16 protein-coding genes and 1 other RNA gene are annotated in these 14,422 nt (G+C 62.8%); 12 read left to right on the top strand and 5 right to left on the bottom strand.

The window, feature by feature from the left end:
- Positions 1 to 132: 132 nt before the first annotated feature.
- The 5 genes from GJ668_RS04210 (at position 133) to rpiA (ending at position 2,205) form a co-directional block, all read left to right on the top strand.
- Positions 133 to 342 carry a TIGR02449 family protein gene (locus GJ668_RS04210; protein ID WP_222930752.1) on the top strand — a complete coding sequence of 70 codons (210 nt, stop codon included), beginning with the start codon at positions 133 to 135 and terminating at the stop codon, positions 340 to 342.
- A complete protein-coding gene (locus GJ668_RS04205) occupies positions 339 to 716 on the top strand; it encodes a cell division protein ZapA (protein WP_186342880.1) in 378 nt (125 codons plus the stop codon). The genes GJ668_RS04210 and GJ668_RS04205 overlap by 4 nt, the downstream gene beginning before the upstream one ends.
- A gap of 14 nt (positions 717 to 730) precedes the next feature.
- A non-coding RNA gene (gene ssrS / locus GJ668_RS04200) (6S RNA) lies at positions 731 to 916 on the top strand.
- Between the two features lie 18 nt (positions 917 to 934).
- Positions 935 to 1,552 (top strand): 5-formyltetrahydrofolate cyclo-ligase, encoded by a 618-nt coding sequence (locus GJ668_RS04195; protein ID WP_155448861.1) that lies wholly within the window; start codon positions 935 to 937, stop codon positions 1,550 to 1,552.
- Positions 1,549 to 2,205 carry a ribose-5-phosphate isomerase RpiA gene (rpiA, locus tag GJ668_RS04190; RefSeq protein WP_186342879.1) on the top strand — a complete coding sequence of 219 codons (657 nt, stop codon included), beginning with the start codon at positions 1,549 to 1,551 and terminating at the stop codon, positions 2,203 to 2,205. Before GJ668_RS04195 ends, rpiA begins: the two co-directional genes overlap by 4 nt.
- Before the next feature lie 108 nt (positions 2,206 to 2,313).
- Here rpiA and GJ668_RS04185 read toward each other — a convergent pair whose 3' ends face one another.
- Complete coding sequence (locus GJ668_RS04185) at positions 2,314 to 3,438, bottom strand: porin (protein ID WP_155448860.1); 1,125 nt, start codon at positions 3,436 to 3,438, stop codon at positions 2,314 to 2,316.
- Between the two features lie 908 nt (positions 3,439 to 4,346).
- On the opposite strand from GJ668_RS04185, the gene rph reads away from it, so the two are divergent.
- The 7 genes from rph to GJ668_RS04150 all read left to right on the top strand — a co-directional run bounded on the left by rph (position 4,347) and on the right by GJ668_RS04150 (position 8,937).
- Positions 4,347 to 5,063, top strand: a complete 717-nt coding sequence (gene rph, locus GJ668_RS04180; protein ID WP_155448859.1) for a ribonuclease PH — start codon at positions 4,347 to 4,349, stop codon at positions 5,061 to 5,063.
- 9 nt (positions 5,064 to 5,072) lie between these two features.
- Positions 5,073 to 5,681: an XTP/dITP diphosphatase gene (locus tag GJ668_RS04175; RefSeq protein ID WP_155448858.1), complete on the top strand. Its 609-nt coding sequence runs from the start codon at positions 5,073 to 5,075 to the stop codon at positions 5,679 to 5,681.
- Positions 5,678 to 6,376 (top strand): YggS family pyridoxal phosphate-dependent enzyme, encoded by a 699-nt coding sequence (locus GJ668_RS04170; RefSeq protein ID WP_155448857.1) that lies wholly within the window; start codon positions 5,678 to 5,680, stop codon positions 6,374 to 6,376. Before GJ668_RS04175 ends, GJ668_RS04170 begins: the two co-directional genes overlap by 4 nt.
- Positions 6,377 to 6,439: 63 nt before the next feature.
- Complete coding sequence (proC, locus tag GJ668_RS04165) at positions 6,440 to 7,270, top strand: pyrroline-5-carboxylate reductase (RefSeq protein WP_155448856.1); 831 nt, start codon at positions 6,440 to 6,442, stop codon at positions 7,268 to 7,270.
- Complete coding sequence (locus GJ668_RS04160; RefSeq protein WP_155448855.1) at positions 7,267 to 7,842, top strand: YggT family protein; 576 nt, start codon at positions 7,267 to 7,269, stop codon at positions 7,840 to 7,842. The genes proC and GJ668_RS04160 overlap by 4 nt, the downstream gene beginning before the upstream one ends.
- A 16-nt stretch (positions 7,843 to 7,858) precedes the next feature.
- A complete protein-coding gene (locus GJ668_RS04155; RefSeq protein WP_155448854.1) occupies positions 7,859 to 8,161 on the top strand; it encodes a DUF167 domain-containing protein in 303 nt (100 codons plus the stop codon).
- The gene (locus GJ668_RS04150; protein WP_155448853.1) at positions 8,149 to 8,937 is read left to right on the top strand and encodes an endonuclease/exonuclease/phosphatase family protein; all 789 of its coding nucleotides are present in this window, start codon (positions 8,149 to 8,151) and stop codon (positions 8,935 to 8,937) included. Before GJ668_RS04155 ends, GJ668_RS04150 begins: the two co-directional genes overlap by 13 nt.
- Positions 8,938 to 8,944: 7 nt before the next feature.
- Here the strand turns inward: GJ668_RS04150 and ftsX are convergent, their stop codons facing one another.
- From ftsX to GJ668_RS04130, 4 genes are all read right to left on the bottom strand, one after another.
- On the bottom strand, positions 8,945 to 9,937 hold the full coding sequence (gene ftsX, locus GJ668_RS04145; protein WP_155448852.1) for a permease-like cell division protein FtsX: 993 nt from the start codon (positions 9,935 to 9,937) through the stop codon (positions 8,945 to 8,947).
- 2 nt (positions 9,938 to 9,939) lie between these two features.
- Positions 9,940 to 10,608, bottom strand: a complete 669-nt coding sequence (gene ftsE / locus GJ668_RS04140) for a cell division ATP-binding protein FtsE (RefSeq protein WP_186342878.1) — start codon at positions 10,606 to 10,608, stop codon at positions 9,940 to 9,942.
- Between the two features lie 71 nt (positions 10,609 to 10,679).
- On the bottom strand, positions 10,680 to 11,981 hold the full coding sequence (gene ftsY / locus GJ668_RS04135) for a signal recognition particle-docking protein FtsY (RefSeq protein WP_155448851.1): 1,302 nt from the start codon (positions 11,979 to 11,981) through the stop codon (positions 10,680 to 10,682).
- A gap of 93 nt (positions 11,982 to 12,074) precedes the next feature.
- Positions 12,075 to 14,417: a cellulose synthase subunit BcsC-related outer membrane protein gene (locus GJ668_RS04130; RefSeq protein ID WP_155448850.1), complete on the bottom strand. Its 2,343-nt coding sequence runs from the start codon at positions 14,415 to 14,417 to the stop codon at positions 12,075 to 12,077.
- Positions 14,418 to 14,422 lie beyond the last annotated feature (5 nt).

The following is a 14,422-nucleotide window of genomic DNA, read 5'->3' as shown; positions in this document are numbered from 1 at the left end:
TAGCGACCTCCCGTCATTGAGGGTATGCTTAGCCGTTTGGAAGATCATAAGATCATAGCACGCACCCCTGCCCGATTGACCGTCCGCGAAGCCCCTTCTATAGTGCGCGGAATTCCAATGGAGTCGCGGACTTTGGCCAAGTTTGACCTCGATCAATTTGAGCTTCGGTTAAATGCCTTGATCCGCCTGAACGAGAGGCTCAGGGACGAGAACGCTTCGCTGCGTGCGCGTCAAGATCTGCTCGTCGCCGAGCGTAGTGAATTGATCGAAAAGACCGAGCAGGCACGAAGTCGCGTTGAAGCCATGTTATCCCGACTGCGTGCGATGGAGGAGAATCTGTGATCGAAGAGCCGTTGCAACTGAGTATCAAGATCCTGGAGAAGGAATACCGCATCGCCTGTGAGTTCCATGAGCAGGACGACCTGAAGGCCTCGGCGCGCCTGCTCGATGGGCGCATGCGCGAGATCCGCCAGACCGGACGTGTGATCGGCACCGACCGCATCGCGGTCATCGCCGCGCTCAACATCGCGCACGATCTCATCCAGCTTCAGCGTGCGCGCTCTGGTCCCGACGGCGAGCTGAACCGGCGGCTGCATCAATTGCAGGAGCGCGTCAATCTGGCGCTGGCCGATCCAGACGATGAGGAGGAGGCGCCCCAGGCCGAGTCGGAAACTCCGTCACAGTCAAGTCTGGACGCCTCGCGCGAAAGGGTATAGCCTGTAACTCAAGACACCCCCTGTAGTGTTCGAGAGCGGCCTGGGTATTTTCTTGAGCCTAATCGCTACCCCGGGGATATGACGGCAAAGCGGTTGTGCATGTCCGCCACCGAGCGGAAAGCCTGAAGCAGTGCCGACTGTCCCCACTTGAACCCTATGGTTCAAGAACAAAGGCCTGCAACGGCATGCACGGGGGGTGTCCCTCCATCTTCGCCTGAATGTCTTCACTCGCTCCCCTCAGAAAACGCCTGCGGGCCGCTCGCGGTGCGCTCGATGCGCGTGCGCAGCGTCGGCATGCCGAGCGTCTGGCCCGCCGTTTGACTCGGCGCGCCGATGTGCTACGCGCCCGACGCATCGCGCTCTATTGGCCGACGGATGGTGAGATCGACCCGCGCCTGCTGATGCGACGCGCGCTAACGCGCACAAAGCGCTTCTATCTGCCGGTCCTGAGTCCATTGAAGAAACGCAAGACAGGCGGCCAGCTCTGGTTCGCGCGCTATCGCATTGGCGATCGACTGCGACCCAATCGCTTTGGTATCCCTGAGCCGATCGGCCGTGGTCGTCATCTGATCCAGCCACGCCGGCTCGACCTCATGATTTTGCCCTTGGTCGGATTCGATGCCCAGGGGCATCGTCTCGGCATGGGCGGCGGCTTCTACGATCGGACATTGGCCTATCGGCAGCGGCACAGCCAGTGGCGTCGGCCGCGACTGATCGGTGTGGCGCATGACTGTCAGCGGCTCGATCAGATCGAACCTCGCCCCTGGGACATCCCGCTCGATGCCATCCTCACCGAATCCCGTCTCTACAACGAAAAACCGGAGGACAATCCGTGAATCAAGACGATCTGAAAAAACAAGCCGCTGAGGCCGCGCTCGACTATGTCGAGAGTGGTGTGATCGGCGTTGGTACCGGCTCGACCGTGAATCATTTCATCGATGCCCTGGCGAGCGTCAAGCATCGGATCGAGGGCGCTGTTTCCAGCTCCGAGGTCTCAAGCGAGCGTCTTAAGCGCCACGGTATCCAGGTCTTCGATCTCAATGCCGTGGGCGAGCTGGCGCTCTATGTCGACGGGGCCGACGAGTCCAATGGACAGCTTGAGCTCATCAAGGGCGGTGGCGGAGCGCTGACGCGCGAGAAGATCGTCGCGGCGGCCAGTCGGACGTTCGTCTGTATCGCCGATGAGAGCAAGCTGGTCGAGGTGCTCGGTGGTTTCCCGCTGCCGGTCGAGGTCATTCCGATGGCGCGTAGCTATGTGGCGCGCGAACTGGTCCAACTCGGCGGTACACCGGTCTGGCGCGAGGGCTTCGTGACCGACAACGGCAATCTCATTCTGGATGTCCAGAACCTGGAGATCACGGATCCCAAGGGGCTGGAACAGCGGATCAACACTATCGCTGGCGTGGTCACGGTCGGCATCTTTGCCTGGCGTCCGGCGGATGTGCTGATTCTGGGGTCGGCGCAGGGTCCGAGGACGATCAAGCCCTGAGCGCGCGGGGGAGGGGCGTCGTAAGCGTGTTTTGCGGCCGATGACGTCCAAAAGAAAACGGGATCCCTAGGGATCCCGTTTTTGCTTCACGCCACTTCGAGCCGAGGCTTAGAAGTTGTGGATCATGCCCACCGAGAAGCCGTCCCAATCCGAGAACGAACGATCGTCGTCGACCTGGGTGTAGACCATATAGGCCTTGGTGCGCTTGCTCAGGTTGTGATCGAAGGCGATGGCCCAGGTGTAGTAATCACCCTCAAGGCTGTCGCGGAGATCGTTGGCGGAGTTGATTTCTTCAAAGCGGCCATCACGATCGCCACTGCCGTACATGGCCTTGACCATGTTGTTGCCGAAGGAGTAGCCGGCCTGGATCTGCCACAGTTTCAGCTTCTCGGTACCCAACGCGCTGAGCTGGCCCTCGACGCGGTTGGACTGTTCCTCATAGATACCGGTCAGCGTGAAGCCATTCCAGTCCATCAGGCCCAGGCCGAGACGCCACTTGGTGTAGTCGTCATTGACATACAGCGGCGAAAAATCGTCGTTGCTGGTCTGCGTATTCATGTACAGCTCATTGCTGAGCGATTCATAGGCCAGCGAGGCGTAGAACGGACCATTGCTGTAGATACCAGCGATGGAGAAGGCGTCGGCGATACTGTCGGAGTTGAGGTTCAGCTCATCGATTACGGTCGAGCCGCCACCGGAGTGAATCGCGGCGGCGAGCTGGAAGCCGCTCAGGCTCGGGCTGACATAGGCGATGGCGTTGTCGGCACGGACGTCGTCGAAGCGAACGGTGCCGTTGTAGTCAGCCATGGTGTCGGCGAACAGATCGAGCTTGGCGGTCGAGGTCTTGTACGGGGTGTCGTTACGGCCAACAACGAAGGTACCCCAGCCGCCGGTCAGACCGACGAAGCTGTTACGCATGGTGATGAAGTCGTCGCCACCGGAGGCCGCGTTACCGCGCACGCTTTCCTCAGTCATCTTGATGCCGAACTCGACCTGATAGATGGCCTTCATGCCATTGCCCAGATCCTCGGAACCCTTGAGGCCGATACGGTTTGCAGTGCCTTCACCGGGGATGGCGGCGCCACCGTTGAGGCCCCAACCCTGGAAGCCTTCCTCGACATCCGCCCAGTCGATCGACATGTGCAGCTTGCCGTACAGAATGGCTTCAGCCATCGCGGCGGTCGGAGCAACCATCGCGGCGGCAACCGCCATGCTCAGAAGTTTCTTGTTCATGCTGTTCTCCGCTGTTGTGAATTTGTCAGTTTGACTGCAGAAATCGAGCGCAATCATGCTTTGCGCTGTGAACTATAGAGTACGAAATGGCGTTTTGCAACAGATTGGGCGAAAAAAGACACACTGACAACAGATGTCTCTTTTTTGCAGCACTCTTTGGACTTGGTCGAGCCGGGGATGCATCGAGTCCAGTCGGGCGCTTTCACATCCATTTGATCCGTATCCGCAACTAGGCTTCAAAATCGTGCGGTGGGCGCTTATAGTGAATCAGGAGCATCTTAGCGCCAAGGCGCTCAAGATGCCACAAAGACAGGTTCGACGTCACCAGGCAGCGGTTAGACATGACGGGTGACGGCGATCGCCAGGGCAGGTTTGGATGCCAATGACCCGCGTCCCATTGGCTGTTCTGGGATCTCGTGTCTGTTGTATGGGACGCACAGATTGCGCTCAATCCCGAGCCTTGATATTCACCGTCCAAATCCACCATTCCGTATCGGAGCCGCTAGATATCGTCAACTACCCCGCCCTGAAGGGCGGAGCTTGTGAGAGCAAGCTGGGTTGACCAGCCTCAGTCCGCCTGACCAGGAGGGTCGAAAGGGGCTACGTATGCAACAGGTCGCTAAGACTCACCGGCGGATGCTTCCTCAGTCCGCCGCTCTGAAAGGTCGAGATCATGCAGGCGAAAGGTAAAGCGCCGAAGGTTTTGATCGCCGCGCCAGCGGGAGCCGGTTGCACACATTGGCGAGGGGAGCGTGTGGCGTCGTGAGACGCCGCACCGTCACCAGGCCCTTACGGGCAGAGCCTCACGGCCCGGCAGGTGGAAAGCCTGCACCTGTTTCCGGTGGCTGCACAGTCGTAGCCGCTATCCCTCCCCGCCCTGAAGGACGGGGTTTCTCGCGGAGGAACTGATGAGACCTTCCCAACGTCGCCCCGACGAGGCGCGTCCGATTCGCTTCACGCGCGGTTTCACCCGTCATGCCGAGGGCTCGGTCCTCGTCGAGTTCGGCGACACGCGCGTACTCTGCACCGCCAGCGTCGAGCCGCGCGTGCCGCCCTTTCTGAAAGGCAAGGGCCAGGGCTGGATCACCGCCGAATATGGAATGCTGCCGCGCGCGACCGGCGAGCGTATGCCGCGTGAGGCCGCGCGTGGCAAGCAGGGTGGACGGACTCTGGAGATCCAGCGCCTGATCGGCCGTGCCCTGCGGGCGGCTGTCGATCTGAAGGCACTCGGCGAGCGCACCATTACGTTCGATTGCGATGTGCTTCAGGCGGATGGCGGCACCCGTACCGCGGCCATCACCGGTGCCTGGGTCGCACTGCGCGAAGCCATCGACCGTCTGCTCGCCAGCGGCGAACTCAAACGCGATCCGATCACGACCCAGATCGCCGCTGTTTCGGTGGGCGTCTATCAAGGCGTGCCTGTGCTCGATCTCGACTATGCCGAGGATTCAGTCGCTGAGACCGATATGAATCTGGTGATGGATGGCGAGGGGCGTTTCATCGAGGTCCAGGGCACTGCCGAGGGGCATCCCTTCACCCGCGCCGAACTCGATGCGCTGCTGGAACTGGGCGCGACGGGTATCGGCGCCATCCAGGTCGCACAACGCGCCGCCCTGGAGTCCTGAGGCACTTCGATGACGCAATCCCATCTCAATGCGACCATCGTCCTGGCCAGCAATAACGCCGGCAAGGTTCGCGAAATCGAACGCGTGCTGGCCGAGGCTCGAATCCATATTCGCCCTCAGAGCGAATACGGCGTCCCCGAGGTCGAAGAGACCGGCCTGACCTTCGTCGAGAACGCTATCCTCAAAGCGCGCCATGCCGCGCATCACAGCGGCTTGCCGGCCATCGCCGATGACTCGGGGCTGGAAGTCGACGCACTGCGTGGCGCGCCTGGGATCTACTCGGCACGCTATGCCGGTCCGGGTGCCACGGACGCGGCCAATCTGCGCAAACTGCTCGTGGATCTCACGGACGTGCCCGAGACCGAGCGCACGGCGCGCTTCCAATGTGTGCTGGTCTATCTGCGCCATGCCGAGGATCCGACGCCGCTGATCTGTCAGGGCACCTGGGAAGGGCGTATCCTGTTCGAGCCGCGCGGGAGCAATGGCTTCGGCTATGATCCAATCTTTCTGGTTCCGAGCCAGGGATGCAGCTCAGCGGAGCTCGACCCTGACACCAAGAATCAGCTCAGTCATCGCGGTCAGGCGTTACGACGCGTCCAGGAGATGTTTGCATCATGATCCCTGAGCAGATCGCCCGGCATCGCCATCAGGTGCTCGCACGCATCCAGGCGGCGACTGAGCGCGCGGGCCGGCCAGCAGGCTCAGTCGCTCTGATCGCGGTGAGCAAGAAACAACCGCCCGCGGCCATCCGCGCCGCTCATGCCGCCGGTCAACGCGCCTTCGGTGAGAGCTATTTGCAGGAGGCGCTCGACAAACAGGCGCTGCTGGCGGATCTCGACGACATCGAGTGGCATTTCATCGGCCGCCTCCAGTCCAATAAGACACGCCAAATCGCGGCGCATTTCGACTGGGTGCATGGTCTGGCCGATGCCACCCATGCCCGGCGTCTGAGCGAACAGCGCCCGGCGAGTCGTCGGCCCCTGAACGTCTGTCTTCAGCTCAATCTGAGCGGCGAGTCGAGTAAAGGCGGTGTCGCGCCCGAGGACGTCAGTGCGTTGCTCGCTCAGTGCGCCGAGCTTCCGGGCCTGCGCGTGCGCGGACTCATGACGTTGCCCGCGCCGTCCGAGGACGAAGCCGAACAGCGCCGACCGTTCCGTGAACTCCGCGAATGGCGCGACCGGCTCGCGACGCCTGAATGTCCGCTCGACGTGCTTTCGATGGGCATGTCCGACGACCTGGAAGCGGCGATCCTGGAAGGCGCGACCCAGGTGCGCATCGGCACAGCGGTCTTCGGCGCACGTCCCACCAACTGATGAGGGGCAAGAATTGCCGTACAATGCCCCATCGCTCGTCACACTGAATCTATCGCGATTGCAATGACTACAGCCAACATTCGCTTCATCGGTGGCGGCAACATGGCCACCAGTCTGATCGCCGGTCTGATCGCCGATGGCTATGCGCCGCACGCCATCCAGGTTTCTGACCCAAGTCCCGAACGGCGTCAATCCCTGCAAGCCAGTCTCGGCGTGCGCGCGCTTGCCAGTAACGCCGAGGCGCTTGCCGAGGCCGAGACCCTGGTGCTCTGCATCAAGCCGCAACTGGCCGCTGCGGTCTGCGCCGAGCTTGCGCCGCTACTGGCCAATCACCGGCCGCTGATCGTCTCAGTGATGGCCGGCGTGCCCGAGCAGACCATTCAGCGCTGGCTCGGCGCGCCCCTGCCGATCGTGCGCGCCATGCCCAACACCCCGGCGATGGTGCAGACCGGTGCCATTGGACTGCACGCCAGTCCCGAGGTCGACACCGAAGGCCGCAACCGCGCCGAGACCATCCTGCGCGCGGTTGGACTGGTGCGCTGGGTCGATGAGGAAGCGCAGATCGACGCGGTCACGGCTATCTCGGGCAGCGGGCCGGCCTATTTCTTCCTGTTCATGGAGGCGCTGGAGCAGGCGGCGATCGAGCTGGGCCTCGACGGCGAGACGGCGCGCCTGCTGACCATCCAGACCGCGCTCGGTGCGGCCAAGATGGCCATGGAGAGCGACGCCCCGCCGTCGCGTCTGCGCGAGCAGGTCACCTCGCCCGGTGGGACCACCGAACGCGCGCTGGCCGTCTTCGACGAGGCCGATCTGCGCGCCCTGGTCGAGCGGGCCGCGCGCGCCGCGCGTGATCGAGCGGTCGAGCTGTCGAAAACACTCTCGGAGGCGCCATGACCGGTTCTTATCTGCTCGATCCGCTGGTCTTTCTGATCCAGACCCTGTTCGGACTCTATATCGCCGTGGTCGCGATCCGCTTTCTGCTGCAATGGGTGCGGGCCGATTTCTACAATCCGCTCTCGCAGTTCGTGGTGCGGATCACCACGCCGGTGCTGCGTCCGCTGCGTCGGGTCATTCCCGGCTATGGCGGATTGGATCTGGCGGCGCTGGTGCTGATCTGGCTGCTGTCGGCGGTCGAGCTGGGGCTGATGGCGCTGGTCGTGGGGCTGGATCGCTCGCTGTTCGGTGCCTTCGCCTGGGCCATTCCGAGCATGGTCGAACTCTTCATCAACATCCTGCTGTTCTCGGTGCTGATCCGGGTCATCCTGAGCTGGGTCAATCCCGATCCCTACAATCCGGCGACCGCCCTGCTGGATCGACTGACCGCGCCCGTGATGCGACCGGCGCAGCGGGTCATTCGTCCCATCGGTGGTATCGATCTTTCGCCGATGCTGGTCATGATGGGTCTGGTGCTGCTCAACATGCTGCTGATCCCGCCGCTCAAATGGCTGGTCGCCAGCCCTTTCTGAGCGGTCGACGGTCACGATGAGCTGGTACCGCTGGGACGGCGAGGATCTGGAACTGCGGCTGCGCGTGCAGCCGCGCGCACCCAAGGACGCCTTCCTCGAACCCGACCCCGGCGGCGACTACTACCGGGTACGGCTCAAGGCACCGCCGGTCGAGGGCAAGGGCAATCAGGCCCTGCGACGCTTCATCGCCGATGCCTTCGGGGTCTCGCTGTCCAAGGTCGAGATCCTGAGCGGCGAGCAGGCACGCTACAAGCGACTGCGTATCCAGCGCCCGCGCCTGCTACCGCTGCCGGTCGGAACCCCGACATGCGCCAACTGAATCTGCTCAGCTATAACGTCCAGGCCGGTATCGAGTCGCGTCAATACAGCGACTATTTCGTCCATAGCTGGAAACATCTGCTGCCCCATCCCGAGCGCCTGATCAACCTGGCGCGCATCGCGCCATTGCTGCGTCAGTTCGATGTCGTCGGGCTGCAAGAGGTCGATGCCGGCAGTCTGCGCAGTTCCTATATCGATCAGACCCAGTATCTGGCCGCTCAGGGCGCGTTTCCGCACTGGTATCGCCAGATCAACCGCAATCTGGCCCCCTTTGCTCAGCACAGCAACGGACTGCTCGCGCGTCCGCGCCCGACCTGTATCACTGAGCATCGTCTGCCGGGGCTGCCGGGGCGTGGCGTGGTGGTGGCGGAGTTCGTGCTCGATGACGGCGAGGTCCTGGCCATCGGTATCGTCCATCTGGCGCTCGGCTGGAATGCGCGCCGGCGTCAACTGGATTATCTGAGCCAGCTCGCGCACACCTATCCCTATCTGGTGCTGATGGGTGACTTCAACTGCGGCTGTGACTCCAGGCAACTGCGCAACATGGTCAGTCGTTCCGGAATGAGCGGACTGGACTGCGAGCTCAAGACCTTCCCGAGCTGGCGCCCGCGCCACAATCTCGACCACATCCTGGTCTCAAGCCCGATCACCGTCGTCTCGGCGCGCGTGGTCGACTATGCGCTCTCGGATCATCTGCCCATCAGCATGTGCATCGAATTGCCCGAGGGCGTGTGCTTGGCCGAATCCCCGGTCTCTGCCACAGCGGCGAGTCGTTAGCGCGGTCTCAAATGGGCTTGGCCCCGCGCAGATGATGATTGACCGCCAGCCAGCTGCCGATGAATCCGAGCAGAATACTGGCGCCGAGCATGGAGCCGGTATCGGCAAACCCCAGCCCCGAGAGTCTGAATTCGCTGTGATACAGCGAAGCCAGTCGTGAAACTGAACCCTGGAGCACCAGAATCGACAGGCTCACCAGCAGCCAGGCCGACAGTCCTCCCAGCAGTCCGTACCAGGCGCCCGTATAGAGAAAGGGGCGGCGGATGAACGCCGCCGTAGCGCCGACCAGCTCCATGATTTCGATTTCGATGCGCCGGTTGAGGATTTCGAGCCGGATCGTGTTGCCCACGATCAGCAAGACGCCGATGCCAAGCAGCGCCCCGAGCAGCAGCGCGATGATTTGCACCAGATCCAGGATCGCCTGCAAGCGCTGTAGCCAGAGCGTATCCATGCGCGCGAAATCCGCCTCAGGCAGATCCAGCAGACGCTCTTGCAAGGCTTGCAGATGATCCGGGCTGGCGTACTCGGGGACGGGATAGATGGCCAGCACGTTCGGCAGCGGATTCTCGGTGATCCGGTCGAGCGCGTCCTCGAAGCCGCCCAGATCGCGAAACTCGGCCAGTGCCTGATCGGGCGTGATCAGACTGATGTTCGCAATCTCCTCCCAGCTTTTGAGCTGATCGGCCAGGTTGGTGGCCTGCTGGTCGGCGACCTTGAGGTCGAGGAAGAGCGAAATCGCCGCCGTCTGATCCCAGCCGCCGGCCATGGCGCGCAGATTCTCGCTCAGCACATAGAGCGCGGCCGGCAGGGCGAGCGAGATGCCGATCACGGCCACGGTCATGATGGAGGGCAGGGGGTTGGCGCGCAGACGACCGAGTGTTTCGATGAGTGTCTGTAGATGCTGGTTGAACCAGATTCCGGGGCGCTCAAGGAACTTGGGGCCTCGGGCGCGCGGCGGGCGGGGCGCGCGAACAGAACGTTGGAGGCGTCTTCGACTCATGCTTACCAGGCTCCCGTATCGCTGACGAGTCGCCCCGCGTCCAGGGTGAGCGTGCGGTGTTGGCGGCTGTTGACCAGCTCGAAATCATGGGTGGCGATCAGCAGTGTCACGCCGACATATTTGAAACGCTCGAACAGCTCAAAGATCTCGCGCGAGAGATCCGGGTCGAGGTTTCCGGTCGGTTCGTCGGCCAGCAGCACAGGCGGACGCCCGACCAGAGCGCGCGCAATGCCGACACGCTGCTGCTCACCGCCCGAGAGGGCGAGCGGTGTGGCGCGCGCGCGCGCCAGCAGTCCGACCTGATCGAGTGCCGCGCGTACCCGGCGCTCGATCTCCTTGGAGTGGATGCCGGTGACGACCAGCGGCAGGGCGACATTGTCGAAGACGGTGCGGTCTGACAGCAGGCGATGATCCTGGAAGATCATGCCGACCTGACGGCGATGATGCGGGATGTCACGGCGCGGCAGGGTGCCGAGATTGCGTCCGTTGACCAGCACCTGTCCGCGCGAGGGGCGTTCGAGCAGACCGATCAGGCGCAACAGCGTGCTCTTGCCGGCGCCCGAGTGTCCGGTCAGAAAGACCATCTCGCCGGTTTGGATTTCGAAGTCGATGGCGGACAGTGCGTCGCCACGTTCGGGATAACGCTTGAAGACGTTTTGAAAGCGGATCACCGTTGCTTACAACTCCTCGCAGGGTTGGCCGCCGATCCCGGCTGAAGCCGGAGATGGCGCGTACCGCCCGTCTAGCCGAGCAGGGCCTCGACGAACTCGTCGGGGTCGAAGGGCCGCAGATCCTCGATCGACTCGCCCACGCCGATGAAGCGGATCGGCACGCGCAGCCGCTCGGCGATGGCGAACAGGATACCGCCCTTGGCCGTACCGTCGAGCTTGGTGAGCGTGATGCCGGTCAGGCCCACGGCGCGATGGAAGTGCTCGGCCTGATTGAGCGCGTTCTGGCCCGTGGTGGCGTCGACCACCAGCATCACCTCGTGCGGGGCTTCGGGGTCGAGCTTCTTGAGCACACGCGCGACCTTGGACAGCTCATCCATGAGATTGCTCTTGGTGTGCAGGCGCCCGGCGGTGTCGGCGATCAGCACATCAGCCCCGCGCGCCATGGCGGCTTGCAGGGCGTCGAAGATCACCGAGGCTGAGTCCGCCCCCGTGTGCTGAGCGACGACCGGCACGCCGTTGCGCTCGCCCCAGGTCTCCAGTTGCTCGACAGCCGCGGCGCGAAAGGTGTCGCCGGCGGCGAGCATGACGCTGTTGCCTTCGTCTTGCAGGCGACGGGCGAGCTTGCCGATGGTGGTGGTCTTGCCGGCGCCGTTGACGCCGACCATGAGGACGACCTGCGGCTTACCGGGCGCAGGTTGCCTGACCGGCCCGTCGACAGCGCGCAGGATTTCACGCAGATCCTCCTTGAGTGCCGCGAGCAGTGCTTCGGGGTCGGTGAGTTTCTTGCGCTTCACCCGCTCGGTGAGGTCCGCGATGAGTCGCGTGCTGGTCTCGATACCGACGTCGGCGGTGATGAGCAGGGTTTCGAGTTCTTCGAGCAGCTCATCGTCGATGCGCTGGCGCCCGCGCAGCAGGCTCCCGAGTCCGCCGCCGAGCTGGGTGCGCGATTTGGCGAGGCGATCGCGCAGACGTGCAAGTGCGCTGCGTTTGGAGGCGATCTCCGCTTCGGGGCTGGACTCGACCTTGGGTGGGGGACTGACGACGGTCGACGGCGCAACCGGCTCGGGAGTCTGGGCAGGTTCCTTGGCCGCCACAGGCTCAGACGATGCCGGTCGAGTCTTCGGCGGCGACGGTTCGCGCGCGGGTTCGGCTGCGACAGAGGCCGATGCCGGCTCAGGCTCAGCGACTGCCGGCTTGTTCGAGCGAAAGAGCTTGCCGAACCAGGGCTTCTTGGGGGCTTCAGCACTACTGGAATCCGGCTGTTGTGCCGTGCTTTCGCTCGGATCGGCCGGCGGCATCGACGGTTCGCGGTTGTCGATCGAACGAGGTTCGGAAGGGGCTGTGGGTTGGTGTTTCTTTCCGAAACCGAACATAAGGCAGGTTTTCGCGATTGAGGGTGATCGGGAGCGGTAATGCTAACAGATCACCCCCCGGATCGCTGTCGGATCAGCCTTGATCGAGCAGGATCAATCGAAGGACACAGATGCGCGCAGATCGTCGCTGAACAAGGCTCGGCGCGGCTCGAACTGATAACGCAATAAGAGCATGATTCCGCCTTGTTCGAAATCGGGGCTATGATCGATGAAAGCGCTCCCGCTCAACTGCCAGTGTGGACTCAGGCGCCAGGCGCCCTCGAGTACGAACCCAGCGGCCAGGCCGCTGTTATCTTGGCTCGGGTAGTATCGCCCATCCGGAGAGAGTGGGAACCAGGGGCTGGAGTCCTGCTCTTGGCGGCGCCAACCAGTGTGCAGGGTGCCTCTAAGTAGCCAAGGACGCGCTTCCTCGGTCTGAAAGTTCAACGACAATCCAACCCCTATATCGCGCTGTGGACTGTAGTAACCGCCATGACCATAGGTGAAGTGGCTGAGGTTACGATCGAAGTGACGATAGTCGATAAAAGGCCCCAGGTTGATGTAGTCGAAACCTGGTTGCGCCAGGTCGTATCCGAGCGAGACACGGCTCGCGAAGCCATGGTTGTTGGCGACTTCATGCCCAGTGTAGGCGTGGGCTTGCAGCGACCCGGCGATCACCCAGGTTGGTGTCAGGATACGCCAGCCTTGGAGCGAGACGCCGCGACGATGGACCTGGCCCCAAGTGTCTCCAGTGTAGGGATCGCGCAGTCCAGTGTAGGACAGCAGACTTTCACGCACGGGACTCTGTTCGAGCTTGGCCGACCAGGAGCCACCTCTGCCGGCCTGGGATAGGGTCAGTGATCCATTGGGGCTAGGGGGCAGCTCGCCTTGAGTCGGCGTCAAGCCCAGCACGGCCGTCCAGCTGAGTCGGTCTTCGCGGCCTATCTGGATTTCCGGTCTCAATCCGTTATCTAGTGTCGTCGTGGGTGCAAACGGATAAGGCGCTGCTAGATCCGCTGTGGGCGAACCGACAAGGCGTCCGGGCGCCAGCGTGCCGGCGTCCAGATTCACACGCTCGATCCGAGCCTGAACGCTGACCGCGCCATGGCGATACTCTTGGATCAGGATTGGCAAACGCCAGTCTCTCAGCCGCGCCATGCCGGATTCGCCCGAACGCCAGCTCAGGCTCATGCCGGTCAGCAAGCTATGACTGTCGATCCCGGTCAGGTCGGTGAAGGATTCCGGGGCTTGATGCCAGGCATTGACGAAGCGCTTGGTATCATAGTCTTCGCGCGCGCGTCCTTGACGCCAGAGCCGGTTCAAAGGCCCGTCATCCTGCTTGGCCAGGTCCGCCAATTCAGACTGAGCACCTAATCGTCCCAGACTCAAGGTCAGGCCGCGCGCGTTGTTTTCATCCCGTTGCTCGCGATACAGGGATTGGAAACGACTGGCCGCCTCGCGCCAGTGCTCGCGCTTAAAGTCGTTCCACGCCATCAACTGTTGGGTGGCTCGATCGGTCGCATCAAGAGCGAGCGCGACGTCCAGGAGACGGCCGGTGGTTTCATAGTCACCCTGTTCATGCCGATCCGCAGCGGTCGCTCGCAGAACATCCATCGCCGTTTGGCGGAGACTTGGCCAGCGCGCGACCAGGGGTGCAGCGATCGCTATCAGTTCGTCGTCACGCCCCAGCTGTCCCAGGGCCAATAATTCTCCTCGCGCCGCCTCCGCATTTGGGCGCCAGGTCGAGGATCGGCGGAAGTCGGCAAGTGCTTGCTCGACTTGGCCGGCTCCGAGCCGAATCCAAGCCAGTAGCATCAAGCGATCGACATCGCGCGTTTTCTGGATGCGCGCTTCCCAAGGTGCCAGGCGTTCTAGCGCGGACTCACTGCGGCCTTGGCGCTGCAGACGGGCCGCCGCGGCGACGTCTCGTTCATAGGCCAGTGTACGGCGTTGTCGCGGTGTCAGTGCAGGCTTGGAGACGGGCGCCGCTGTGCGCTGTGACGGTTGCGGCCGGGCCGCGAGTTGCAAATGATGTCGCAGCCAGTGCAGCAGATCGGTCGGCGGCTCCCAGACGGGATCTTCGCGACGCAAGCGCTCGATCTCGCGATTCAGTTCAGCGTAGCGAGCTTCATTGAGCAGTGCCCACAGATAGGGTTCCGCACGTCGGCCCGCTGAATAGAACCGCTCTTGTGGAAGCCTCTCGGCAGCCGGCCAGACGATGGGCGGCGAGTCGGAGTCCGATGGTTCCGGGGCATCAATGAGCTGGGGTGACGACGTCGTTCGTTGAACCGAGGTTTCAGGGACCACCTGCGCCGGGCGTTTCTGGCTCTCGATGATCTCTCCCTGAGTCTGACGCTGATCCTCCAGCAGCGTTTCCTGAGCGGCCTGTACCGAGGCAATCCCCAGCAACAGCCCGCCTAGTGGAATCAGGCGAATCGGTGAGACAGCGTTTGGCATGGGAT

Source organism: Allochromatium palmeri, assembly GCF_009720725.1.
Taxonomy (GTDB): domain Bacteria; phylum Pseudomonadota; class Gammaproteobacteria; order Chromatiales; family Chromatiaceae; genus Thermochromatium; species Thermochromatium palmeri.
The sequence above is the reverse complement of the archived record's forward strand: the minus strand, read 5'-3'. Positions and strand labels throughout refer to the sequence as shown.

Bases quoted from the DNA above. Each gene is read 5' to 3' on its own strand.
- GJ668_RS04160 (WP_155448855.1), top strand. From the start codon at position 7,267: ATGACCGGTTCTTATCTGCTCGATCCGCTGGTCTTTCTGATCCAGACC.
- GJ668_RS04195 (WP_155448861.1), top strand. From the start codon at position 935: ATGTCTTCACTCGCTCCCCTCAGAAAACGCCTGCGGGCCGCTCGCGGT.
- GJ668_RS04175 (WP_155448858.1), top strand. From the start codon at position 5,073: ATGACGCAATCCCATCTCAATGCGACCATCGTCCTGGCCAGCAATAAC.
- GJ668_RS04155 (WP_155448854.1), top strand. From the start codon at position 7,859: ATGAGCTGGTACCGCTGGGACGGCGAGGATCTGGAACTGCGGCTGCGC.
- GJ668_RS04150 (WP_155448853.1), top strand. From the start codon at position 8,149: ATGCGCCAACTGAATCTGCTCAGCTATAACGTCCAGGCCGGTATCGAG.
- proC (WP_155448856.1), top strand. From the start codon at position 6,440: ATGACTACAGCCAACATTCGCTTCATCGGTGGCGGCAACATGGCCACC.
- GJ668_RS04130 (WP_155448850.1), bottom strand. From the start codon at position 14,417: ATGCCAAACGCTGTCTCACCGATTCGCCTGATTCCACTAGGCGGGCTG.
- GJ668_RS04185 (WP_155448860.1), bottom strand. From the start codon at position 3,438: ATGAACAAGAAACTTCTGAGCATGGCGGTTGCCGCCGCGATGGTTGCT.
- rph (WP_155448859.1), top strand. From the start codon at position 4,347: ATGAGACCTTCCCAACGTCGCCCCGACGAGGCGCGTCCGATTCGCTTC.
- GJ668_RS04170 (WP_155448857.1), top strand. From the start codon at position 5,678: ATGATCCCTGAGCAGATCGCCCGGCATCGCCATCAGGTGCTCGCACGC.
- ftsY (WP_155448851.1), bottom strand. From the start codon at position 11,981: ATGTTCGGTTTCGGAAAGAAACACCAACCCACAGCCCCTTCCGAACCT.
- ftsX (WP_155448852.1), bottom strand. From the start codon at position 9,937: ATGAGTCGAAGACGCCTCCAACGTTCTGTTCGCGCGCCCCGCCCGCCG.